This window comes from Shewanella jiangmenensis, assembly GCF_018596335.1.
Classification (GTDB): domain Bacteria; phylum Pseudomonadota; class Gammaproteobacteria; order Enterobacterales; family Shewanellaceae; genus Shewanella; species Shewanella jiangmenensis.
The window spans coordinates 480,412-504,003 of record NZ_JAHEPS010000003.1 but is presented as its reverse complement, the minus strand read 5'-3'; the positions used below and the strand labels follow the sequence as shown (position 1 = coordinate 504,003).

At 54.6% G+C, this 23,592-nt stretch carries 19 protein-coding genes; 4 read left to right on the top strand and 15 right to left on the bottom strand.

Annotated features, from left to right (window positions below):
* Positions 1-14 precede the first annotated feature (14 nt).
* Positions 15-1,283, bottom strand: coding sequence for an MFS transporter (locus tag KJI95_RS10880; protein ID WP_349356729.1), 1,269 nt, complete (start codon positions 1,281-1,283; stop codon positions 15-17).
* A 121-nt stretch (positions 1,284-1,404) separates the two neighbouring features.
* Between KJI95_RS10880 and KJI95_RS10875 the strand changes: the two genes are divergently transcribed.
* On the top strand, positions 1,405-2,286 hold the full coding sequence (locus KJI95_RS10875) for a LysR family transcriptional regulator (protein ID WP_214507209.1): 882 nt from the start codon (positions 1,405-1,407) through the stop codon (positions 2,284-2,286).
* Positions 2,287-2,359: 73 nt separating this feature from the next.
* Here the strand turns inward: KJI95_RS10875 and KJI95_RS19605 are convergent, their stop codons facing one another.
* The 3 genes from KJI95_RS19605 to cobB all read right to left on the bottom strand — a co-directional run bounded on the left by KJI95_RS19605 (position 2,360) and on the right by cobB (position 7,936).
* Positions 2,360-6,178, bottom strand: coding sequence for a S8 family serine peptidase (locus KJI95_RS19605; protein WP_284730703.1), 3,819 nt, complete (start codon positions 6,176-6,178; stop codon positions 2,360-2,362).
* 446 nt (positions 6,179-6,624) lie between these two features.
* On the bottom strand, positions 6,625-7,122 hold the full coding sequence (locus KJI95_RS10865; RefSeq protein ID WP_250885761.1) for an ATP-binding protein: 498 nt from the start codon (positions 7,120-7,122) through the stop codon (positions 6,625-6,627).
* 76 nt (positions 7,123-7,198) lie between these two features.
* Positions 7,199-7,936: a Sir2 family NAD+-dependent deacetylase gene (cobB, locus tag KJI95_RS10860; protein ID WP_214507208.1), complete on the bottom strand. Its 738-nt coding sequence runs from the start codon at positions 7,934-7,936 to the stop codon at positions 7,199-7,201.
* Positions 7,937-8,187: 251 nt separating this feature from the next.
* Here cobB and fur point away from each other — a divergent pair, with 251 nt between their 5' ends.
* Positions 8,188-8,619 (top strand): ferric iron uptake transcriptional regulator, encoded by a 432-nt coding sequence (gene fur, locus KJI95_RS10855; RefSeq protein ID WP_214507207.1) that lies wholly within the window; start codon positions 8,188-8,190, stop codon positions 8,617-8,619.
* A 52-nt stretch (positions 8,620-8,671) separates the two neighbouring features.
* On the opposite strand, the gene rnk is transcribed toward fur, so the two are convergent.
* The 11 genes from rnk to sdhC form a co-directional block, all read right to left on the bottom strand.
* Positions 8,672-9,079: a nucleoside diphosphate kinase regulator gene (rnk, locus tag KJI95_RS10850; protein WP_214507206.1), complete on the bottom strand. Its 408-nt coding sequence runs from the start codon at positions 9,077-9,079 to the stop codon at positions 8,672-8,674.
* 336 nt (positions 9,080-9,415) lie between these two features.
* Positions 9,416-9,916, bottom strand: a complete 501-nt coding sequence (locus KJI95_RS10845; protein WP_214507244.1) for a GNAT family N-acetyltransferase — start codon at positions 9,914-9,916, stop codon at positions 9,416-9,418.
* 58 nt (positions 9,917-9,974) lie between these two features.
* Positions 9,975-10,874 carry an AEC family transporter gene (locus KJI95_RS10840; RefSeq protein WP_214507205.1) on the bottom strand — a complete coding sequence of 300 codons (900 nt, stop codon included), beginning with the start codon at positions 10,872-10,874 and terminating at the stop codon, positions 9,975-9,977.
* An 81-nt stretch (positions 10,875-10,955) separates the two neighbouring features.
* On the bottom strand, positions 10,956-11,828 hold the full coding sequence (gene sucD / locus KJI95_RS10835; RefSeq protein WP_214507204.1) for a succinate--CoA ligase subunit alpha: 873 nt from the start codon (positions 11,826-11,828) through the stop codon (positions 10,956-10,958).
* The gene (gene sucC / locus KJI95_RS10830) at positions 11,828-12,994 is read right to left on the bottom strand and encodes an ADP-forming succinate--CoA ligase subunit beta (protein WP_214507203.1); all 1,167 of its coding nucleotides are present in this window, start codon (positions 12,992-12,994) and stop codon (positions 11,828-11,830) included. Before sucC ends, sucD begins: the two co-directional genes overlap by 1 nt.
* 75 nt (positions 12,995-13,069) lie before the next feature.
* Positions 13,070-14,269: a 2-oxoglutarate dehydrogenase complex dihydrolipoyllysine-residue succinyltransferase gene (gene odhB, locus KJI95_RS10825; RefSeq protein ID WP_214507202.1), complete on the bottom strand. Its 1,200-nt coding sequence runs from the start codon at positions 14,267-14,269 to the stop codon at positions 13,070-13,072.
* Positions 14,270-14,297: 28 nt separating this feature from the next.
* Positions 14,298-17,120: a 2-oxoglutarate dehydrogenase E1 component gene (gene sucA / locus KJI95_RS10820; RefSeq protein WP_214507201.1), complete on the bottom strand. Its 2,823-nt coding sequence runs from the start codon at positions 17,118-17,120 to the stop codon at positions 14,298-14,300.
* 192 nt (positions 17,121-17,312) lie between these two features.
* Entirely contained in the window at positions 17,313-18,020 is a 708-nt protein-coding gene (locus KJI95_RS10815) for a succinate dehydrogenase iron-sulfur subunit (protein ID WP_214507200.1), read from the bottom strand.
* A 12-nt stretch (positions 18,021-18,032) separates the two neighbouring features.
* Positions 18,033-19,799, bottom strand: a complete 1,767-nt coding sequence (gene sdhA / locus KJI95_RS10810; RefSeq protein WP_214507199.1) for a succinate dehydrogenase flavoprotein subunit — start codon at positions 19,797-19,799, stop codon at positions 18,033-18,035.
* A complete protein-coding gene (sdhD, locus tag KJI95_RS10805) occupies positions 19,800-20,147 on the bottom strand; it encodes a succinate dehydrogenase, hydrophobic membrane anchor protein (protein WP_214507198.1) in 348 nt (115 codons plus the stop codon).
* A complete protein-coding gene (gene sdhC, locus KJI95_RS10800; RefSeq protein ID WP_214507197.1) occupies positions 20,141-20,536 on the bottom strand; it encodes a succinate dehydrogenase, cytochrome b556 subunit in 396 nt (131 codons plus the stop codon). The genes sdhD and sdhC overlap by 7 nt, the downstream gene beginning before the upstream one ends.
* 410 nt (positions 20,537-20,946) lie before the next feature.
* Here sdhC and KJI95_RS10795 point away from each other — a divergent pair, with 410 nt between their 5' ends.
* Entirely contained in the window at positions 20,947-22,233 is a 1,287-nt protein-coding gene (locus tag KJI95_RS10795; protein WP_214507196.1) for a citrate synthase, read from the top strand.
* Between the two features lie 289 nt (positions 22,234-22,522).
* A complete protein-coding gene (locus tag KJI95_RS10790; RefSeq protein WP_214507195.1) occupies positions 22,523-23,587 on the top strand; it encodes an efflux RND transporter periplasmic adaptor subunit in 1,065 nt (354 codons plus the stop codon).
* Positions 23,588-23,592: the final 5 nt, after the last annotated feature.

Below are 23,592 nucleotides of genomic sequence, written 5' to 3'. Positions count from 1 at the left end.
TACCAGTTGCTGCGCTAGCAGGCCTTACAGCCAGGCTCAGCAAGCGGCAGCACAGCACCAGACGGCTCATCCTGCGCCGTGATTTCCGGCTTTGGTGCGCTGTCAGCGGCTAACCGCCGGCCAAGGCGGTACATAACCAAGGCGGCCACGCCAAGCAGCAGCAACGAGCCCGCCACCACCCCGCCCCAGCCGCCCTGCTGCCAGAACGGCATTAAAAAGGGGCCGCCCAGCGCCGCGCCAAGGTAGTAACAGCACAGATACAGCGCCGATGCCTTGGCCCTGTGCCCAGTGGCCTTAAGCGCAACCTGGCTGTTGCAGCAGGCATGGATAAGGAAAAAACCACAGGCGGTCATCAAAAAGCCGCCGATAATCGCTGGCGCCGTGTCAATCAGGGTGAGCAGCGAGCCTGCCACCATCAAAAGCAGCGACGCACAAAAAAGCCCCATTACCCCAAGCCTTGCCACCACCGCAGCCGAGCGATACGCGCTCAGGGTACCGCTCAGATAACAAAGGAATATCAACGTCACCTCAAAGCGACTCCACTCAAACGGCGTCTTGAGTAAATGCAGCTGAATAAAACTGAACTGGTTAACCATCACCATAAAGGCAAGGCCGCCAAGGAGATACAAAAGCCGTAATTCGGCGCGGCCAAGGTGCAGGGCAAAGCCGCGCCAGGGTTTTGTTTCACGAACCCGGTGACGGCCGCTGTCAGCGGCAGGTCGCAGCAACAGATGGCACACAGCGACCGCCAGCAGAGTCAACAGCGACAGTGCCAGCACCGAGCCTTGCCAGTCCAGGTGCTGCGCCATCGCACCACCAAGGAGCCTGCCCACTATGCCGCCAAAACTGTTGGCGGCAATGTAAAAGGCCGCCGCCTTGATAAGCGCGGCCAGTGGCAAGCGCTCACGCAAAAACGCCATGGCAATGGCAGGCACGGCCGCAAGCAATACACCCTGAATGAGCCTGAGCCCCAAAAAGCCGTGCCAGCTCTCAATAAGCAGCATCAGCGGATTGGAAAGCGCAAGCAGCCACAGCGCCAGCATCATAGGCCGGAACCTGCCGATGGCATCGGACGCCAGAGCAAAACCAAGCAGCGAAAACGCCAGCGAAAAACTGGTCACCGACAGCACCAGCGAACTCTCGCCGCCGCCAAGCATAAATCGCTCACTCAGCATCGGCAGCATGCCCTGCATCAGGTACAGATTGATGTACACCACGATAGAGGCCAATGACAGACCATAAATCAGCCGCTTGGCTTCCACCCTTGAAATTCTGCCGTTCACCTGAAATCTCCACCACCCGGAACCTGCGCTTGAAACAGGCTAACGCAGAGCGCTAACATACAGATAATAGATATTTCATATCGAATTGATTGGTTATTGTTATGTTTTAGCAGGTGACATTATGGACATCAAACAACTCAGTCACTTAGTGGCTATCGGTGAAAGCAGCAGCTTTACCCGCGCCGCCAAACGGCTCAACATGGCGCAGCCGGCGCTGAGCCAAAGCATCAAAAAGCTGGAGCAGTCCCTCGGCGTGGTGCTGATAAACCGCAGTCAGGGCATGAACGACAAGGGAATAAGCTTTACCGCCGAAGGCGAGGCGCTGCTCGGGCACGCGCGGCTCATTCTCAATCAGTTAAACCAGGCACGGGCACAAATTCGCGCCATGGCCAACCTCAGTGAAGGCGAAGTGCGCATCGCCGTGCCGGGCATGCTGGGCTCGTTTTACCTGCCCTCACGGCTGATGGCATTTCGTCACCGTAACCCCGGACTCAAGCTCAGTCTCTTTGAAGGCGGCACCCGGGATGCCCTGCGGATGCTGGAGCGCGAAGAGGTGGATATCGCCATCATTACCGCCCGGGATTTAACCGACGAGTTTGACTCCTGCCTGCTGCTGACCGAAGAAATGGTGGTCGCCATGGGGCCGGAGCATCCCCTTTGCAGCGAAAGCGCGGTAACGCTTGAGGATTTTCTTGCCTATGAACTGGTAATGTTCAAACCCGGCTATTTTCACCGCGAATGGTTGTTATCTCAGGCGCGCGAGCGGGACATCAGCCCCAATATCGCCTTTGAAACCAACCTGATAAACCTGATTAAGCAGCTGGTGTCCCAGGGATTTGCCATCACCAGTGTGCTCGACATGGTGATTTCGGCGCAGGATCGAATCGAGAAACGGCCGTTTGAGCCGAGGGTGTTTCTGGACCTGCACATTGCCTGGAAGAAAAAGCGCCCGGTGGGCAAGGCCGACCGCGCCTTTGTGGAGTTTTTGCTGGAGCACAGATAGCGGATAGCGGTGCACTCTCCCCAAAAAATAAGCCCGGCAAGTGCCGGGCTTATGCTTCAAGCTAGAGACAATATCACTTCAGTTTACGACGCAGGAACGCCAGAGGGGCCAGTACCAGCGCCAGCCAGCCCAGTGAGCCGCCGTCTGGTCTGTTGTTTGGCGTGACCGACACAGACACCAGGGTCGAGTCGCTGTTACCCTGAGTGTCGGTGACTTTCAGGTTAAACGACAGGGTCTCAGGCGAGCCATCTGTGTAAGGCGTGATAAAGGTCAGCGCCGGTGCATCTTTTTGCACTTTGACTGTTTTACCGCCAAGCTGGGTCCACTCGTAGGTCAGCGCATCGCCGTTGGCATCGCTGGACACGCTGCCATCAAGTTTAATCCGCATCCCTTCAAGGAAGGCCTCAGGGGCATTGACCTTGGCAACCGGCTTCACTTCACGCACATCAAAGCTGTAGCTGTCGCTGATAACCTTGGCGGTGGCATTATCCACCTTGTTGGTCAGCACCAGCGCCTTGTCGCTGCCAGATTTGCGCGGGATAAGGTCGAAGCTCACGTCTTTCGCCGCTTCGCCTGACGCCAGATCCAGTTTCCACTGAATGCTGCTGCCGGTTTGCACGCCGCCATGGCTAATGTTGGCGACTTCCTGCCCTACCGGCACCTCGGCGCTCAGCACATAGCTGCGGGTTTCCTGGGTACGGTTGGCAGCAATGGTGTTGACCACTGTGATGGCCTTACCGGGCTCCACTTCACCGCTCAGGCGAGTTTGCGCCGGTGGGGTAACGTCGTCCGCCACGCGGGTAAACACCACAGGCAGGTTAACCGGCGCGACTTTGCTGTCTGAGGTTTCAAGGCGAACAACCGCCAGACCATCGTCACCGGCAAGGGCATTCACATCCCACGCGAGGTTCAGATCAAAGCCCTGATTGTCACCGGCGAGTTTCACTTCAAAATTGTCGCTGGCGGTATTATCAAGGATGAGTGACTTAAGGCCGAACACGTCGGCGACGCCGTCACCTGAGGCGGCATAGTTTTGCACCACCACAAAGTAATCGCCGGCAGCGGGGTTACTCAGGAGTACCGATTCTTTTGAGCCGTCACGGGCAGACTGCGCCACGACTTTGCCTCCGGAAATCACGTACATGTCGAGATCCGGTGACGTGGTGTATGCAATGGAGGCCGTGAAATACAGCGAGCCTTCAGGCACGGCAAACTTATACACCGCCACTTCATCGAGGTTATCGAATGGCTTGTCGGTGGTGCTGTCCTGACCGACTTTGTCTTCCTGGGTTTGAGACAAAGCAATGCCTGCTGAGCTCACCTTGATATCCGGCAGGTCGAGGGCCTTAAGGTCTTTAATGTTCATCTCGTCGGCGCTGCGGGATGCGTTCACTGTGATGGTCGCAGGCAAGTTGCGCTTGGCCGCCTTGACCACCACCGGCATTGCGGCGAGCGGGAATGCATCTGAGCTCAGTTTGAGATTGGCAAAGCCCCAATCCTCACCGAGTTTGGACACATCGGCAGTGACAGTGATGAGCTGGCTTTCGCCTTTTTTGAGATTGAAACTCGCTGGCTCAACCTTGTAGCTCACCTCGCCTTTCACCGACTCAACCGCCGCGCTCCAGCTGCCATCGGCCGTGGCCGTGACTTTACGGGTCCAGCTGCAGCTATTAACGCACTTGCTGTCCTGCATGGACGGCAGGTTGAGCTTACGCGGGTCGCCGCCGATATCCGGGTTGGCAATTTCGTAATTGAGGGCATTTTCATCCATCACCAGACCGGTCTTGGCGGCGAGGTCAACGCGAATACGGCCTGCGCCCACATCAAATGGATCAGCAGTGGTTTTGCCATCGGCCTTTTTCATCGCCTCAGCGCCGGTTGCGGTCAGCATCAAGGCCGAGCGGATATTGTCCGGGGTCCAGTCTTTATGCAGTGACTTCAGCAGCGCACCGGCACCGGCCACATGGGGACTTGCCATCGAGGTGCCGCTCATCAGGGTAAAGTCGGCGGGATCTGTGCCGGTTTTATCATGGCCATACTGCTCATCGGCATAGGCGGCGTAGATATCGGAGCCGGGCGCAGCCACATAAGGCACCATCACATCGATTGAGCTATTGGGGCCAAGCAGAGATGACGCCGCCAGAATGTCGGCAGGTTTCTTTTTCAGCGCCAGCGCCGGGTCGATGGTGATTTCAAGGCCGGGGTTCGCTTCGAGCAATTTCACAATCGCCAGGCCATCTTCGTTACCAATGCCGATGGCAGGCACAGTGGCGTTATCAAGCCCTGACATACCAAAACGGGCATTGCCATTGCCGTCACTGTTAAACACCACCACGGCCTTGGCGCCGGCGGCGACCGCATTGGTCACCTTGACAGAGAAGGCGCAGCTGCCGCGCTTGATAAGGGCAACCTTGTCTTTAAATGCATCGGCCGCAAACGCGTTACAACCGAGGAAATTAGTGCTGTCCACCGAGCCTGCGAAAACCAACTGGCCGCTGACGGCGCTGGTCAGAGCAGGGCCTGACGGGGTGAAGTCAAACTTCTTGTCGCCGAGGGTTAATTGCTGGGCAATATCACGGTCGTGGGTGGAGTTGGCCACCGAGGTGTACCAGGGTGAATGTTTGGGCGTGGTGTATGGCACCTGCGCTATATTGGTGCGGGTGTTACCGGCAGCTGCCGCCACAAAAATACCGGCGTTGCGGGCTGCAAGGAAACCAAGCTCCACCGCACTGCGCCACGGATGACCGCCGCCGCTGATGGAATAGTTAAGCACATCAACGCCGTTTTTGAGCGCATCATCGAGAGCCTTCAGGGTTGCCGATGATGGGCAGCCGCTGTAGGTGTCGCCGCTGTTGCCCGGGCGACAAATCTGGAATGCCACCACGTTGGCGTGGGGCGCCACACCGGACATCTGCTCGAACTTAAGCCCGGTATCGATACCGTCGCCAACGAGTTTGCCCTGCTCGCCCTGAACAAAGGGAACGTTTTTCAGAATGTTACCCGCAGCGGTGCCGGCAACGTGTGAGCCGTGGCCGCCGTAATCCTCACCGTTTTTCGCAGGTGGCGTGGCGCCAAACACGGCGGCATCGTCATAAATGCTGGTGATTTCGGGGTAGCTGTGCACGCCAATCAGTTTGTCGTTACACATGCTGGCAAATTCGGTCTTACAGTCACCGGAATATACGCCCTGCCCCCAGGGGTTGGTGTGGTCATAACCGTCACCGCCAATGTCAGCAAAGGAGGGATGATCTGAGTTGATACCCGAGTCGATAATACCGACAATGACGCCCTCACCCATGGCCTTCACGCCAGTTGCGCTGCCATCCCAAATGGCGGGTGAACCGATAAGCGCTTGGCTCGCATCGGTTTCCAGCGTTTCAAGACGCTCACGTTCAACAAAAGCCACTTCCGGCAAGGTTGACAGTTTTTGCGCCTGCGCCTGGGTCATCCGCAGCGCCACACCGTTAAAGGCGTACTGGAATGAGGTAACAAACTCAAGCTCGCCGCCGGCGGATGCGCGGGCACGGTTCATAAAGCTGTCTTGTTTGGTCTTCAGATAGCTGGCGTAGGCGCGCACTTCCGGTTTGCGCACATTCAGTTTGCCGCTATTGTCAGTATTTTGAGCCCGGGCGCGCTGCGGGGCGGTGGCTTTATATCCGGTAACCTCGCCATCGTAATTGGCGACCGCTTTATCGACCAGGCGCACGATATAAGTATGGACTTCATCGCCAAGTTCAGGCTCGGCAATAAACTTTACCTGAGAATTGGACAGCTCATTTTGTCGCCCCTGATAATTCTCAAGACCCTGTGATAAGGATATGTCAGCGGCTCCGGCGGCTGAAACGCCGGAAAACAGTGCCATCGAAATGGCGAGCGCGATTTTAGTTTTCAATGTCAATTCCTTGCTGTTAATTGCATGCCAAGCTGGCGAAATCCCCTGAATGTTTACCGTATGAAAAACCATAAGATAAACAGAGCGATAAACAGAATATTGTTTTGATTGATTTGAATTTGCTCGGGGGAGTGAGATGTATCACAGCAGGTTACAATTGAAAACCACCCGTTAAACCGCATGAATATTGAATTAACTTAAATCACGATTAAAAAACAAATATTACCGTCACCCATTCGTTATTCTGATTAACTTAATCTCCCTAAGTGACTTATTTAGAATAACAAACGAATTGATGTGGATGCGCTGAATCACCCTGTTATGGCATGGTGTTTCGAATAACTTTTTTACAAATTCTGAAATTAATTTTGAACTGTCGCACCTGAACACAAACAAAATTAACGTAAAATAAACTTTTTGATTTCATAACAGAAACAATCAGTGTTTCACTTTTCAAATGACCTGGCCATTTTTGTTATGGCGGCAAGCGAAACACCATGCTGATTACGTCCGGCACAAAGCGTTTGATGAGCGCGGCTTCGGGGGTCGCCCACCAACACCCTGACAGTGGCGTACCCAAGCGCAGTGGCCGCCGCCTCGTAAGCGACAAACTCCCAATGGGCAAGATTGGTGTTATCGCAAATCACCAGCGGCTCACCTCTTCCCAGCGCCTCAATAAAAGCGGCGAGATTGAGTTGATGATTCATTGCAAGCTTATTGCCATCAAAGCGATATTCACCCTGATGAAGAAAGAAATTATCGGTCGAAAAAATGCCTGCTCGTCGAAGGCGCGTGCCGCCATCAGCGGGAAGCGCCTCACAAAGGGCATTCACCCAATGGGATTTGCCACTGCCGGGTAAGCCTCGCAGAATAACGGCAAGCCGCGCCTTGGGATGGTATTGCGCGGCGAGTGTTTGCAGGCACAGTGCAAGCTTCTGCTCCAATCTGCGGTCCTCCCGTTAAGGTATTTAGGTATTTAGGTTTTTAGGTATTGAGGTGATAAGAAACCTATGCCGCCTGTCAGCTCAGCGCATCGGCAAGACTGCAAAGGCTCTTGCCCGACAGCAGGGTCTCAACCAGCCTTGGCACCAAAGCGCCGGCCGCGCCGGTAAGGTGCCACTGAAACTGGCTGTGGCGGTCGGCTGGCAGCAAATTGATTTCAACGGTTTGCGCGCCATGGTGATTGGCAATATCGACAAATCCTGCGGCGGGGTAAACCGTGCCCGAGGTGCCGATGGCGATAAATAAATCACAGCGCTCCAGCGAATCATGGATACGATCCATCCCAAAGGGCATTTCACCAAACCAGACGATGTGGGGCCGAAGCCGCTGGGGCGGAATACAGCAGGTGCAGAGGTTATCCGGGCCAAAGGGTTCACGCAGTAAAAAGGTCTGGCGGGAGCGGGGGCAGCGCCCCTTAACCAGCTCGCCATGCATGTGGATAAGCTTGCGACTGCCGCCGCGCTCGTGCAGATCGTCCACATTTTGGGTGATCAGCATAAATTCGCCATCAAACTCGGCTTCAAGCCGCGCCAGCGCCACATGGGCGGCATTGGCGGCGACCTCATCGGATTTGAGCTGCTCCCAGCGCTGATTATAAAAACGCTCAACCAACAAGGGATCGCGCTGATAGCCTTCAGGGGTGGCCACATCTTCGATGTGATGCTCTTCCCAAAGTCCGTGCTGATCCCTGAATGTCCGGATCCCCGATTCGGCCGAGATCCCGGCGCCGGTCAGAACAACGATATGCCGGTACATGCTGACACCTTTCCTTCTGTTTTTTTAAAGACTGCCATTACTGCAACTTTCTGGCAATTGTGCCTTGGTATAACCTCACTCAAATCAGGGCTTAATGCAGATTTAAGCGTACATTGACCGATATGCCATCAAATATGCCTGCAGCGGCGAAATTAGCGTCCCGCAAAGGTTTAAGTTTTGAATTGAGACACATATAATGACTTCCATTGTCCACAGAAGAGCCCAATGGTTCTGCAATCAAGAGATTAACCATGACAGATGGAAATCAGGCGCTGAAAAAAGCGGGTTTGAAAGTTACCCTGCCACGAGTAAAAATCCTGGAGCTGATGCAAGAACCGGATAACCAGCACATCAGTGCCGAAGATCTGTACAAAAGGCTGCTCGATCTGGGCGAAGAAATCGGTCTGGCCACCGTTTACCGCGTGCTGAACCAGTTTGATGACGCCGGTATCGTTTCCCGCCATCACTTTGAAAGCGGTAAGGCCGTGTTTGAACTGTCTACCCAGCATCACCACGACCATCTGGTGTGCTTAAGCTGTGGCAAAGTGATTGAGTTCACCGACGAAGTGATTGAGCGCCGCCAGAATGAAATCGCCATGCGCCACAACATCAAGCTGACCAACCACAGCCTGTACCTGTATGGCGTGTGCACCAACGACAAGTGCGACCACGGCGAAGAGTAATAAATTTGCCCCATAAAAAAACCAGCGCCTGACGCTGGTTTTTTTGTGTCTGTCAGCGGTGATAGTCGCCGGCACGCTCGGGCTGATACACCACTTCTTCAATCCTGACCCGGTTGCTGGTGCCACCCGGGCACGGCCAGTCGATTTCGGCGCCCTGGGCAAGACCAAGCAGCGCGCTGCCAACCGGCGCCATCACGGACACGGTATCAGCGCCGTTTGCACCGCGCGGGTACACCAGCGTCAGGCAAAACTCCTCGGCGGAGGATGATACCCGAAACCGGACTTTGGAATTCATGGTCACCACATTGTCCGGCATGTTCGCGGATGGCCTAATCTCAGCCCGCCCAAGCTCGGCTTCCAAAGCCAGTCTGGCGGGATCTTTGGCTGGAAAGTCCTCCAGCAGTCGCTCCAAGCGTTCTACGTCCACGTCGGAGATCACTATCTTGGGTTGTGTTGTCACAGGTTCCTCTACTTATATAAGTCCGGGCCACTCCCGGGCACCGACAATAACGCAGCGCCTCCCCCAAGGAGCTGCGCACCAATAGCCTGACTGCCCGCATCACAGGATGCAGGTAAGTCTCATATCAAAGCGAAATTGCCAGGCTCAGGCGAATGCAGAAACGCGTTGGCGACCGATATGATTTAGGCAGACAGTCAGGGCCAACGCGTGAGCACCACTCTAGCGCGCATGGGAGAGAAAAGCCAGAGGCTACACCAGCGAAAACAACCTAAGATTGCGTAATGTGCAGGATAAATCACGACTGTGGCTGGCAGCGATTGGAATGGATGATTAATACTAGAGCCATTTGTGGAAGATGGTAATGTCGCGCTCCATAAAGGTATCGCGGCGAAGCACCTCCATACCAATATGGCGGGCAACGCCCATGGAGCCAAGGTTGCCATCAAGGATAAGCGCTATCGTTTCATCAATCCCAAGGCGGGGTTTAAATTCATTAATCGCGGCGCGGGCCGCCTCGCTTCCGATGCCCTGCCCCCAAAACTCAGGCAAGTAGCGATAGCCCAGCTCTACCTTATCAAACTCAGGCAAATATTTAGGGCCACAGAAGCCTATCACCTTGCCACTGGCCTTGTGCTCTACCGCCCAGCGGCCAAAACCGCGGCGGCGATAGTCTTCAAAAATCACCTCATGCAGCAGCTTCTCGGCCTCTGCACGCTCAGTCATTGGCGCCATCGGAATGTAAGTCAGGACTTCAGGCACACTGTTCATCAAAAACAGCGCATCCACATCATCTTCAGTAAAGTGGCGTAAAATCAGTCGGTCTGTTGTGGTAATTATCATGGCAAACGCTCCTGCACCGGCCCCATCAAGCGTGCGGTGGTCTCAAAAAGTGGCCTCACGTTAACACAGTTAACCAGAAGATCACAGACAGGACACAAAGCAGCGATGACAGCACCACGGCGCCGGCAATCACCTCACCGTCCTGTTTAAGCTGGGTCGCAATAAGGTAGGCGTTGACCCCAAGCGGCGAAGCGCCAAGCAGCACAGTTACCGCCCGCTCAAGCTCACTGAGGCCTAGTAAGGTCCCCAGCATAAAAATAAGCAGCGGCAGAAGCAGCAGTTTAATCGCGCTTAAAAGCGCAGTAAGCCCAATGGCCCTTGATAGCCGATACTGGTTCAGATTGGCGCCAAGCACAAAGAGCGCGCAGGCGATGGCGGGTTTGGCAAGCATCTCAAGGCTGACGTTCAGCATCTCAGGCAGCTTAAGCCCCAACCCATTGCCAATCAGCCCGAGGCCAATACTTGCCACCACAGGGTTTAACAGCAGGCTTTTAACCAGAGCATCGCCCCTGCCCTGCCCGGCGAGCAAAAAGGTGAGGCCAAAGAGCACAGCGCTGTGAAACGGAATAATCAAAAATACGCTCGCCATCTGCGCCGGGCCAAAGGCAGCCACTATCACAGGTAAACCAACCAGCAAGGTATTGGAATAGCTGCCGCCCAGGGCCAGCACCGCGCAGTCGCGGTACGAACGTTTAAGGGCGTGGCGCGCAAGCACCAGGGTAGCGGCAAAGCTCAGCACGACAGGAATATAAAAGCTTGCCAGTACCGGCAGGCGGATGCTGTCTTTAAGCGGCACCTTGAGCATGGCGGAAAACAGCAGCGCGGGAATACACACATAAAAGGCAAATTTGCTGATGCCGGCAATGTGCTCACTGTTAAACCAGCCACTGCGGCTGGCGCCATAGCCAAGGGCTGCAATAAAAAGGAGCGGAAAGACGATTTCGATTACAGACATGCCACGCCTATCAATGGGTTAATACACACAGCTACACCTACAAAAAAGGCGCCCTGAGGCGCCTTTTGTTACCGGATGGGATTACCAGCCAGTCTTTTCACGCAGCGCCTTGCCAATATCGGCCAGAGAGCGAACGGTGGTTACACCGGCAGCTTCCAGAGCGCGGAACTTGTCTTCGGCAGTGCCTTTACCACCGGCGATAATCGCACCGGCGTGGCCCATGCGCTTACCGGCAGGTGCAGTTACACCGGCGATGTAAGACACAACTGGCTTGGTCACGTTAGCCTTGATGTAGGCAGCCGCTTCTTCTTCAGCAGTACCACCGATTTCACCGATCATGATGATGGCTTCAGTCTGTGGATCGTTCTGGAACATTTCCAGTACGTCGATGAAGTTGGTACCTGGGATTGGGTCACCGCCGATGCCGACGCAGGTAGACTGGCCGAAGCCTTCGTCAGTGGTCTGCTTAACAGCTTCGTAAGTCAGGGTGCCGGAACGTGAAACGATACCGACTTTACCTGGCTTGTGGATGTGACCTGGCATGATACCGATCTTGCACTGACCTGGGGTGATAACACCTGGGCAGTTAGGACCAATCATACGAACGCCGGTCTGCTCCAGCTTCACTTTCACCTGCAGCATGTCCAGAGTTGGGATACCTTCGGTGATACATACAACCAGCTGAATGCCGCCGTCGATAGCTTCGAGGATGGCATCTTTACAGAAAGGAGCTGGAACGTAGATAACAGAGGCTGTGGCGCCAGTGGCAGCAACGGCTTCTTTTACAGTGTTGAACACTGGCAGACCCAGGTGAGTGGTGCCGCCTTTACCAGGAGACACACCGCCAACCATTTGCGTACCGTAGGCAATAGCCTGTTCAGAGTGGAAAGTACCCTGACCACCGGTAAAGCCCTGGCAGATTACCTTGGTATCTTTGTTGATCAATACAGACATTACTTGCCCTCCGCGGCTTTAACTACTTGCTGAGCAGCGTCGGTCAGGCTCTTGGCGGCAATGATGTCCAGACCAGATTCAGCCAGCACTTTGGCACCCAGTTCAGCGTTGGTACCTTCCAAACGCACAACTACAGGCACCTTCACGCCTACTTCTTTAACGGCACCGATGATACCTTCGGCGATCATGTCACAACGCACGATACCACCGAAAATGTTCACCAGAACGGCTTTCACGTTGCTGTCAGACAGGATGATCTTGAACGCTTCAGATACGCGCTCTTTGGTCGCGCCGCCGCCTACGTCGAGGAAGTTGGCTGGCTGGCCGCCGTGGTGGTTAACGATGTCCATGGTACCCATAGCGAGACCGGCACCGTTCACCATACAACCTACGTTACCACCCAGAGCTACGTAGTTCAGTTCAAACTTGGCAGCGTGAGCTTCACGGGCGTCGTCCTGTGAAGGATCGTGCATTTGCTTGATTTTTGGCTGACGGAACAGCGCGTTACCGTCTACACCAATCTTACCGTCCAGGCAGTGCAGGTTACCGGCAGTGGTGATCACCAGCGGGTTGATTTCCAGCAGTGCGAAGTCGTGATCCAGGAACATCTGGGCCAGGCCCATGAAGATCTTGGTGAACTGCTTGATTTGCTCAGCGTTCAGGCCCAGGGCAAAGCCCAGGTCACGGCCCTGGAAAGGCTGAGGACCGGTGATAGGGTCGATGATGGCTTTGTGAATGAGCTCAGGAGTCTCTTCAGCCACTTTTTCGATTTCAACACCGCCTTCGGTAGAAGCCATGAACACCACACGACGGGTGGCACGGTCAACTACGGCGCCCAGGTACAGTTCTTTGGCGATATCGGTGCAGCTTTCCACCAGGATCTTGGCAACTGGCTGACCTTTTTCGTCAGTCTGGTAAGTCACCAGATTCTTGCCCAGCCATTTTTCGGCAAAGGCGCGGATCTCTTCTTTGTCACCGGTCACTTTAACGCCACCGGCCTTACCGCGGCCACCGGCGTGTACCTGACACTTAACTACCCACAGATTTCCGCCAATACGACCAGCTGCTTCTACCGCTTCTTGAGGGGTATCACAGGCGTAGCCTTCTGACACTGGTAAACCATATTCGGCAAAGAGGGCTTTTGCCTGATACTCATGCAAGTTCATGATGATCTATCCGTATACTACGTTTTAAATCCAACTGGCCCCGAGGGGCCAGTCACGAGGTTTTTAGTCCGCTGATTAGATATCCAGCAGCAGACGGGTTGGGTCTTCCAGGAATTCCTTGATGGTCACCAGGAAGCCAACAGACTCACGACCATCGATGATACGGTGGTCATAAGACAGAGCCAGGTACATCATGGGCAGGATTTCAACCTGACCATTGACTGCCATTGGGCGATCCTTGATGGCGTGCATACCAAGGATAGCGCTCTGTGGCAGGTTCAGGATTGGGGTAGACATCAGCGAGCCGAATACGCCGCCGTTGGTCACGGTGAAGTTACCACCGGTCATGTCTTCCACAGTCAGCTTGCCGTCACGGCCTTTGATGGCGAGATCGCGTACCGCTTTCTCGATATCAGCCAGGCTCATGGTGTCGGTGTCGCGCAGTACTGGGGTAACCAGACCACGTGGAGTAGACACGGCGATGCTCACGTCAAAGTAGTTGTGGTAAACGATGTCATCGCCATCGATAGCCGCGTTCACTTCAGGGAAGCGCTTCAGAGCTTCGGTTACGGCTTTCACGTAGAAAGACATAAAGCCCAGACGGATACCGTGCTTCTTCTCGAATATATCCTGATACTGCTTACGGATATCCATGATTGGCTTCATGTTGACCTCGTTGAAGGTGGTCAGCATGGCGGTAGAGTTTTTCGCTTCCAGCAGACGGCTGGCAATGGTCTTGCGCAGACGGGTCATAGGCACGCGCTTGTCTGAGCGATCGCCAGACAGGGCAACCGGCGCAGGGGCAGCGGCTTTGGCAGCAGGCGCCTTGGCAGCATTCTTAACGAACGCGTCCACGTCTTCCTTGGTGATACGACCGCCAACACCAGTGCCTTTGATTTTGCTGGCATCCAGGTTGTGCTCGGCGATAAGACGGCGCACTGATGGGCTCAGGGCATCGTTGCTCTCGTCGCTGGCAGCGGCGGCTGCAGGAGCAGCGGCCTCGGCTTCAGCCTTGGTCACTTCCTGACCGGCTACAGCACCGGCGATAAACTTGGCAATTACCTGCTCACCCAGAACGGTATCACCTTCCTGAGCCAGGAACTCGGCGATGTGGCCGTCTTCAGGGGCAACCACTTCCAGAACCACTTTATCGGTTTCAATATCAACCAGGTTCTGATCGCGGGACACCGCTTGGCCTGGCTTAACGTGCCAGGTGGCGATGGTGGCATCGGCCACAGATTCGGGCAGTACGGGTACCTTAATATCGATACTCATTGAAAGCTATCCTTTTTATAAATGTCTGTTACTTCAAGTTCAGTGCGTCAACCACCAGCGATTCCTGCTGGTGCGCGTGCAGTTCGGGATAACCACAGGCAGGCGCTGCAGCGGCTTCACGACCGGCGTAAGTCAGGCTGGCTCCCTTGGGGATAGCTGCCCAGAAATGGTGCTGGCTGCAATACCAGGCGCCCTGGTTTTGCGGCTCTTCCTGACACCATACGAAATCGGTCACGTGCTGATAGTCTGCCAGTGCCGCAGCCATTTCTTCGGCCGGGAACGGATACAGCTGCTCGACACGAATAATAGCTACATTGGTGATATTTTCCTTGCGACGGCGCTCAAGCAGCTCGAAATACACCTTACCGCTACAGAACACCACGCGATTAACCGCTTTTGGATCCAGGGTATCGATTTCACCAATCACGTTCTGGAAGGTGCCGTTGGCCAGCTCTTCCAGCGACGACACCGCCAGAGGGTGACGCAGCAGTGACTTAGGTGACATCACCACCAGAGGACGGCGCATTGGGCGCACAACCTGACGGCGCAGCATGTGGTAAACCTGAGCTGGGGTCGAAGGCACAACCACCTGCATGTTGTGGTTAGCACACAGCTGCAGGAAGCGCTCCAGACGGGCTGAAGAGTGCTCTGGGCCCTGGCCTTCGTAGCCGTGTGGCAACAGCATGGTCAGACCGCACAGACGGCCCCACTTCTGCTCGCCGGACGACAGGAACTGGTCGATAACAACCTGGGCGCAGTTGGCGAAGTCACCGAACTGGGCTTCCCAAATGGTCAGGCCGCCTGGCTCGGCAGTGGCATAACCGTATTCGAACGCCAGTACAGAGGCTTCTGACAGCACAGAGTCAGTGATGTCCACAGGACCTTGATTCTCTGCGATGTTACGCAGCGGCATGTAGGTGGTGGCATCGTTTTGGTTGTGCAGCACAGCATGACGGTGGAAGAAGGTACCACGGCCAGAATCCTGACCTGTGATGCGCACGCGCTTGTTATCTTCAAGGATAGTGGCGTAGGCCAGGGTCTCGGCAAAGCCCCAGTCAAGCAGCTTCTCGCCTTTGGCCATGGCTTCGCGGTCACCGTAAATCTTGGCAACGCGGGACTGCAGCGGGTGCGAGGCTGGCACATAGGCGAGCTTCTCGGCCAGCGCGGTAAGGCGCGGCAGACCCACAGTTGGCTCGTAAGCCACGGTCCAGTCCTGGTTCAGGTAAGGTGTCCAGTCAACGGTGTGCAGCGTCATCGGACGCCACTCTTTGACCACGCAGTCACCTTTATCCAGCGCATCACGGTAGTCGTTGATCATGCCGGTGACTTCATCGGCGCTGATGTTGCTTTCAGCGATGAGTTTATCGGCGTAAATCTTACGTGGCGTTGGATGCTTTTTGATTTTCTGGTACATCAGCGGCTGAGTGGCGCTTGGCTCGTCAGCTTCGTTGTGACCGTGACGACGGTAACACACGAGGTCAATCACCACGTCACGCTTGAAGGCGTTACGGTAATCAACGGCCAGCTGGGCCACAAAGGCAACCGCTTCCGGATCGTCCGAATTCACGTGGAAAATTGGCGCCTGCACCATCTTGGCGATGTCGGTACAGTACTCGGTAGAACGCACGTCATGGTGGGCCGAGGTGGTAAAGCCCACCTGGTTGTTCACCACGATGCGGATAGAGCCGCCAACACGGAAACCACGGGTCTGAGACATGTTGAATGTCTCTTGCACTATGCCCTGACCTGCAATGGCCGAGTCACCGTGAATAGTGATTGGCATAACAGACAGGCCATCCTGGCAACCACGGCGGTCCTGACGGGCACGCACTGAGCCCATTACCACAGGGTTAACGATTTCCAGGTGCGACGGGTTAAACGCCAGCGCCAGGTGTACGTTGCCGCCCGGGGTGGCAAAGTCAGATGAGAAACCCTGGTGGTACTTCACGTCACCTGAGCCAGAGCTGTCGGCGTGCTTACCGGCGAACTCGTCAAAGAGTTCGGCTGGACGCTTACCGAGGATGTTCACCAGCAGGTTCAGACGACCGCGGTGGGCCATACCGACCACAACTTCCTTGGTACCGGCTTCACCTGCGCGGTAAATGATTTCGCGCATCATAGGTACCAGCGCATCACCACCTTCCAATGAGAAGCGCTTGGCACCGGGGAACTTGGCACCGAGGTATTTTTCCATACCTTCGGCGGCATTCAGACCTTCAAGAATACGGGTCTTCACTGCTTTATCAAAGGCACCGCGAGCCAGGGTAGGCTCCAGACGCTGCTGGATCCAACGCTTTTCTTCGGTGTCGGTGATGTGCATATACTCGGCACCGATATTGCCGCAGTATGTTGCCTTCAGCGCCTTGACCAGCTCACCCAGCTTCAGGGTTTCGCCGCCGTAAGCGAACGAGCCTGTGTTGAACTCGCGCTGCATATCGTCGGCGTCGAGGCCGTGATAGGCAGGGTCCAGTTCAACCACTGTGTCACGCTTCCACAGCTCCAGCGGATCCAGATTCGCATTCTGGTGGCCGCGGAAACGGTAAGCGTTGATGAGCTGCAACACCTTCACTTGCTTGGCGTCGACTTCAGGATCGGTCACACGGGCAGCGCCCTTGCGACGACCATCCTGAGCCAGCGTACGGAAGTAGTCGCGGATCTTGGTATGATTGGCTTCCGGTGCATCCGAAGCGGCACCGTTAACGGGAGGGAGATTGTCAAACACCGCACGCCAGTCATCGGAAACTGATGTAGGGTCCTCTTGATAGGCTTCGTACATCTCCTCCACATAGGTCGCATTCGATCCGTACAGGTGAGATGACTCCAGCCAGGCTTTCATACTGCCTTGGTGCATTTTTTATCCTTCAAAACTTTAACACACGTGCTTAGCCAGGGTGGCATACAAGGTATGCCAAGCGCCGCCCCGAAGGTCCAATGTTACGGCTGTTCCGGTAGTTCCTTTACACACAAAAGAGCCACCATCCCCAAAGGAGACAGTGACTCTCGAAGAGCTATATCATTATTATCGTTAGCTCATTGTCTTGCATCAGACTGCCCGCTTCAGCAGCATGGACTTGATGTGTCCAATCGCCTTGGTCGGGTTCAGCCCTTTTGGACATACATCGACGCAGTTCATGATGCCGTGGCAGCGGAATACGCTGTAGGCATCATCAAGCTCAGCCAGACGTTCTTCAGTCGCGGTATCACGGCTGTCGATAAGGAAGCGATACGCGTGCAGCAGACCACTTGGGCCAACGAACTTGTCTGGGTTCCACCAGAACGAAGGACAGGCAGTTGAGCAGCAGGCGCACATGATGCACTCGTACAGACCATCGAGGTGCGCGCGCTCCTCTGGGCTCTGCAGGTGTTCACGGGCAGGCTTCTTCTCATCGTTGATGAGGTATGGCTTGATTTTTTCGTACTGCTTGTAGAACTGGCTCAGATCGACCACCAGGTCACGTACCACGGGCATGCCGGGCAGTGGGCGGATTTCAATCGTTTTGCCTTTGAAGGTAGAAACCGGTGTGATACAGGCCAGACCGTTTTTACCGTTCATGTTCATACCGTCAGAGCCACACACGCCTTCACGGCAAGAGCGGCGGAACGACAGCGTCGGATCGATTTCTTTCAGCTTCAACAGCGCATCAAGCACCATCATGTCAGAGCCATCAGGCACTTCGAAGCTGTAATCCTGCATACGTGGCTTGGTGTCTACGTCAGGATTGTAACGATAAACTGAAAACGCCAATTTCATCTTCGCAACTCCTTAGTAGGTACGCTTCTTCGGCGGGAAGGCTTCACGGGTCTTAGGCGACATGTTGACTTCACGCTTGCTCATCGCTTCAGTCAGTGGGTCAAACAGGCTGTGGCACAGCCAGTTGTCGTCATCACGCTCAGTGAAGTCTTCACGGCTGTGAGCACCACGGCTCTCAGTACGGAAGTTAGCGGCGTAAGCAGTAGCGATAGCGGTAGCCATCAGGTTGTCCAGCTCCAGACACTCGATACGCTGAGTGTTGAACTCTTTGGAGTTGTCAGACAGCTTGGCATTTTCCAGACGCTTACGGATGGCTTGCAGCTGCTCAAGGCCTTCGGCCATGGCTTCACCGGTACGGAACACGGAGAAGTTAAGCTGCATACACATTTGCAGGTCTTTACGGATTTGCGCTGGATCTTCACCGTTTTTGTTGTTTTCCCAACGGTTCAGACGGGCCAGAGACTGCTCGATGTCAGACTCGGTAGCGGCTTTCGGATCGGCAGTTTCGTCCAGGGCTTTGCCCAGGTGCTGACCAGCAGCACGGCCAAACACCACCAGGTCGAGCAGCGAGTTGCCGCCCAGACGGTTGGCACCGTGAACAGATACGCAGGCGATTTCGCCCACAGCGAACAGACCGACTACATCGGTTTCGCTGCCGTCTTCGTTCTTACGGATAACCTGACCGGAGATCTTGGTTGGCAGACCACCCATCATATAGTGACAGGTTGGGATCACAGGGATTGGGCCATCGGCCGGATCGATGTGAGCGAAGGTACGGGACAGTTCACACACGCCTGGCAAACGCGCTTCCAGGGTTTCTTTACCCAGGTGGTCAAGCTTAAGCTTGATGTGCGGACCCATTGGACCATCACAGCCACGGCCTTCACGGATTTCGGTCATCATAGAACGGGCAACCACGTCGCGGGACGCAAGGTCCTTGGCGTTTGGTGCGTAACGCTCCATGAAGCGCTCACCGTCTTTGTTGAGCAGGTATCCGCCTTCACCACGGCAACCTTCGGTTACCAGTACACCGGCACCGGCAATACCGGTTGGGTGGAACTGCCACATTTCCATGTCTTGCAGCTGCACGCCAGCACGGTAGGCCATACCCACACCGTCACCGGTGTTGATGTGTGCGTTGGTGGTAGAAGCGAAGATACGACCGGCGCCGCCAGTGGCGAGCACAGTGGCCTTGGCTTTGAAGTAAACGATTTCACCGGATTCGATATCGATGGCAGTACAGCCTACGATAGCGCCGTCAGCGTTCTTCACCAGATCCAGGGCGTACCACTCAGAGAAAACCTGAGTCTTGTTCTTCACGTTCTGCTGATACAGACAGTGCAGCAGGGCGTGGCCGGTTCGGTCGGCAGCCGCTGCGGTACGAGCAGCCTGCTCACCACCGAAGTTTTTGGACTGACCGCCGAAAGGACGCTGGTAAATCTTGCCGTCTTCGAAACGGGAGAATGGCAGACCCATATGCTCCAGCTCGATAATGGCTTCAGGACCGGTTTGGCACATGTATTCGATAGCGTCCTGGTCACCGATAAAATCGGAACCTTTAACGGTATCGTACATGTGGTATTCCCAGTTGTCTTCGTGGGCGTTGCCCAGCGCTACTGTGATACCGCCCTGGGCAGACACAGTGTGTGAACGGGTTGGGAATACTTTTGACAAGAGCGCGCAGCTCTTGCCTTCTTTGGAAATCTGCAGTGCAGCGCGCATACCGGCACCGCCGGCACCAATCACGACCGCATCAAACTCGCGAACTGGAATACTCACTTAAACACCCCACACAATCACAATGCCGGCTGCCAGATACGCAAAGGCAGTCACGACAAAAGTAAACTGTAATACGCCACGCAGCGCAGTGTTCTTGACATAGTCAGTCAACACTTGCCAGCTGCCGATCCAGGCGTGGATCAGCAACGCAATCAGCGTCAGCAGCGTAAAGACTTTCATCGGCAGGGCGCTGAACAGGCCGTGCCAGATTTCATAAGTCAGAGGAGCGCTCAGTGCAATAAAGCTCACCAAGAAGATGGTGTAGCAGGCCAGAATCACTGCACTGGCACGAAGAAGGATAAAGTCGTGGACACCGCTGCGTCCAAAACTTGCTGCATTGGTTACCATACCCAGATCCCCGCAACGATAGAGAAGGCAATTGCCAGCACAAATACAGCTTTGGCTGACGCGTTACCCGAGCCCAGTTCTTCCCAGCGACCGGTATCCATTACCAGGTGACGGATGCCGCCCAGCAGGTGATAACCCAGTGCAGTCAGGATCCCCCAAACAACAAACTTCACCAGGAAGTTGTCGAACAGGGCCTGTACGCCTTGGAAGCTCTCAGCGGATGCCAGAGAACCATGGAGCAACCAAATCAGGATACCCATGGCAAACAGCATGATCACACCGGAGACGCGATGAAGAATGGACACTTTCGCTGTAGCAGGAAAGCGGATGGTTTGCAGATCTAAATGGACAGGTCTTTGCTTTTTCACGTTCTGCTCACTCAGCTCCATTGAGCATTTTATTGTTATGCGAACCGCTTCTGGTCAAACTTTGAACCATGAGCTGGCTCATGATGCCAGTTGTCACAAAAGAAAAACGATAGTCTACAGAGGGCTGCTTCAGGCAGCGCGTTTTCATGTAAAGAAAAGGTGTCTAAAGCCTTCTGTAATCAGCCCTTTCGAGCCGCAGCAAGTATACTCGCCGCAAAAGTCAAATACAAACGTCACATTATGCATATTTAGTATTTTTGGCGATTTTGTAGAGTAAGTACTAGTCTTAACAGGGAAATTGGTCAGACCTATACCATGGTCTAAGGAATTTAAACGCTTATTTAAATTGAAATGTGATCTTGATTGCCTGTAAAGTAGTGGCCGTTTGACATGCCGCACTCACCACAAGAATGAAGTAAGGAGAACGGGGTATGGCTGATTTGAAAGCCAAATTGGAATTACCAGGGAACGACGCGATTGAACTGCCTGTAAAGCAGGGAACTGAAGGCTTTGATGTTATCGACATCAGCAAACTGGGCAGTAAAGGGTATTTCACCTTTGACCCGGGGTTTCTGGCTACAGCGTCCTGTGAATCAGCAATTACCTATATTGACGGCGACCAGGGGATTTTGCTGCACCGCGGCTACCCTATCGAACAGCTGGCGGTAGAATCCAGCTATCTTGAGCTGTGCTATGCCCTGCTCTACGGCGAATTGCCAACCAAAACTCAATTTGACGAGTTTATGAGCACAGTTAAAGCACACACCATGGTGCATGAGCAGCTGGCCTTCTTCTTCCGCGGTTTCCGCCGCGATGCTCACCCAATGGCCATGCTCTGCGGTGTAACCGGTGCTCTGTCTGCGTTCTACCAGGATTCTCTGGATGTAAACGACGCACGCCACCGTGAAATCGCCGCCTATCGTCTGGTATCCAAGATGCCGACGCTGGCAGCCATGTGCTACAAGTATTCCATCGGTCAGCCATTCGTTTACCCACGTAACGATTTGAGCTATGCCGGTAACTTCCTGTCGATGATGTTTGCCGTACCTTGCGAAGAGTACAAGGTAAACCCAATCATCGAGCGTGCTATGGACAGAATCTTCATCCTGCACGCTGACCACGAACAGAATGCCTCTACTTCTACTGTGCGTCTGGCCGGCTCCTCCGGTGCCAACCCATTCGCCTGTATCGCGGCCGGTATTGCGTCTCTGTGGGGTCCTGCCCACGGCGGTGCCAACGAAGCCTGTCTGCGTATGCTGGAAGAAATCGGTACTGTGGATCGTATTCCTGAGTTTATCGAACGCGCCAAAGACAAGAATGATTCGTTCCGTCTGATGGGCTTCGGTCACCGCGTGTACAAAAACTTTGACCCACGTGCCAAGGTAATGCGTGAAACCTGTCACGAAGTGCTGAGCGAGCTTAAGGTAAACGACCCGCTGCTGGACGTTGCCATGGAGCTTGAGCGCATTGCTCTGAACGATGAATACTTTATCTCCAAGAAGCTCTACCCGAACGTGGACTTCTACTCAGGTATCATCATGAAGGCCATCGGCATTCCAACCAGCATGTTCACCGTGATTTTTGCTCTGGCCCGCACCGTTGGCTGGATCTCTCACTGGAAAGAAATGCTGGATCAGCCAGGTCACAAGATCAGCCGTCCACGTCAGCTGTACACCGGCGAGAAAAGCCGCGATTTCGTCAGCATCGACAAGCGTTAATCGGCTAATCCCGATACCCCCTCTTAAAAAGCGCCTCCGGGCGCTTTTTTGTTGCGCCCACGGCGCAGTCAGCATCATCTTTTGTTGCAATTCCTTTCTTGAAGTTACGCTGTTAACAAGCTTTAGTATTTCTCACCACTTGGTAAACAATCTCACCACTATTTAACAGGTGCAACCGTGCCGCAAGTCCGCCAAAATTCGATTATCACAATAATAAATAAGGACTTTTCTCACTTGGCACAGTTACTGCTTTGCGACAACCAATACAGAACACTCTACAGGTAGAACCATGGAAGCCAAAAATACATTCAAACTCGCCCTGCCCCTGCTTTTCGTTGCAGTACTTACCGCCTGTGGCAAGGAAGAAGCCAAGAAAGAAGAAGAGAAATTCGCAATTCCTGTAGAAACCCAGTTTGTGGTGCAGGGCAATGTGTCCTCATTTTACTCCACCACCGCTACCCTCGAAGCGCCGGTTGAAGCCCATGTGGTCACCCGCATCGCCGGTCTGATTGAATCCATTCACGTCGAGGAAGGCGATAGGGTCAAGAAGGGGCAGCTGCTTGCGGTGATTGATGCCAAACGTCAGCAGTACGATCTCGACCGCTCTGAAGCCGAAGTGCTCATCATCGAGCAGGAGCTGCAGCGGGTGAAAAAGATGAAGAACAAGGAGTTTGTCAGCGCCGACTCGATTGCCAAACTCGAATATAACCTGCAGGCCGCTATTGCCCGTCGCGATCTGGCGCAGCTGCAGGTCAAAGAAAGCCGTATCGTGTCACCGGTCGATGGCGTGGTCGCCAATCGCAACGTCAAGGCCGGTAACATGGCCAAGGAATTTGAAGAGCTGTTTTATGTGGTCAATCAGGACGAGCTGCACGGCATAGTGCACCTGCCCGAGCAGCAGCTCGCGAGCTTACGTCTTGGCCAGCATGCCGACCTTTATGCCAGCAACGATAAAACCCGTGCCACCAGCGCCGAAGTGCTGCGCATAAGCCCGGTGGTCGATGCCAAAAGCGGCACCTTTAAAGTGACCCTCAAAGTGCCCAACCAACAGGGCAGCCTCAAGGCCGGCATGTTCACCCGGGTCGAGCTTAAATACGACACCCACGAGAACGTGATAACTGTGCCTTACAATGCGGTTATCAATCAGGACAACAAACAGACCCTGTACGTTATCAAAGAAGCTCAGGCCGAGCGCCGTGAAGTGCAGCTTGGCTACCGCGAAGGCAGCATGGTGGAAGTGGTGGCAGGCCTCAATCCCGGCGAACAGCTGGTGATCCGCGGTCAGCAAAACCTGAAAGATCAGTCCACGGTAGAAGTCATTAATCCGCTTAACGTCGCTTCAGCCAAGCAATAAGGAGC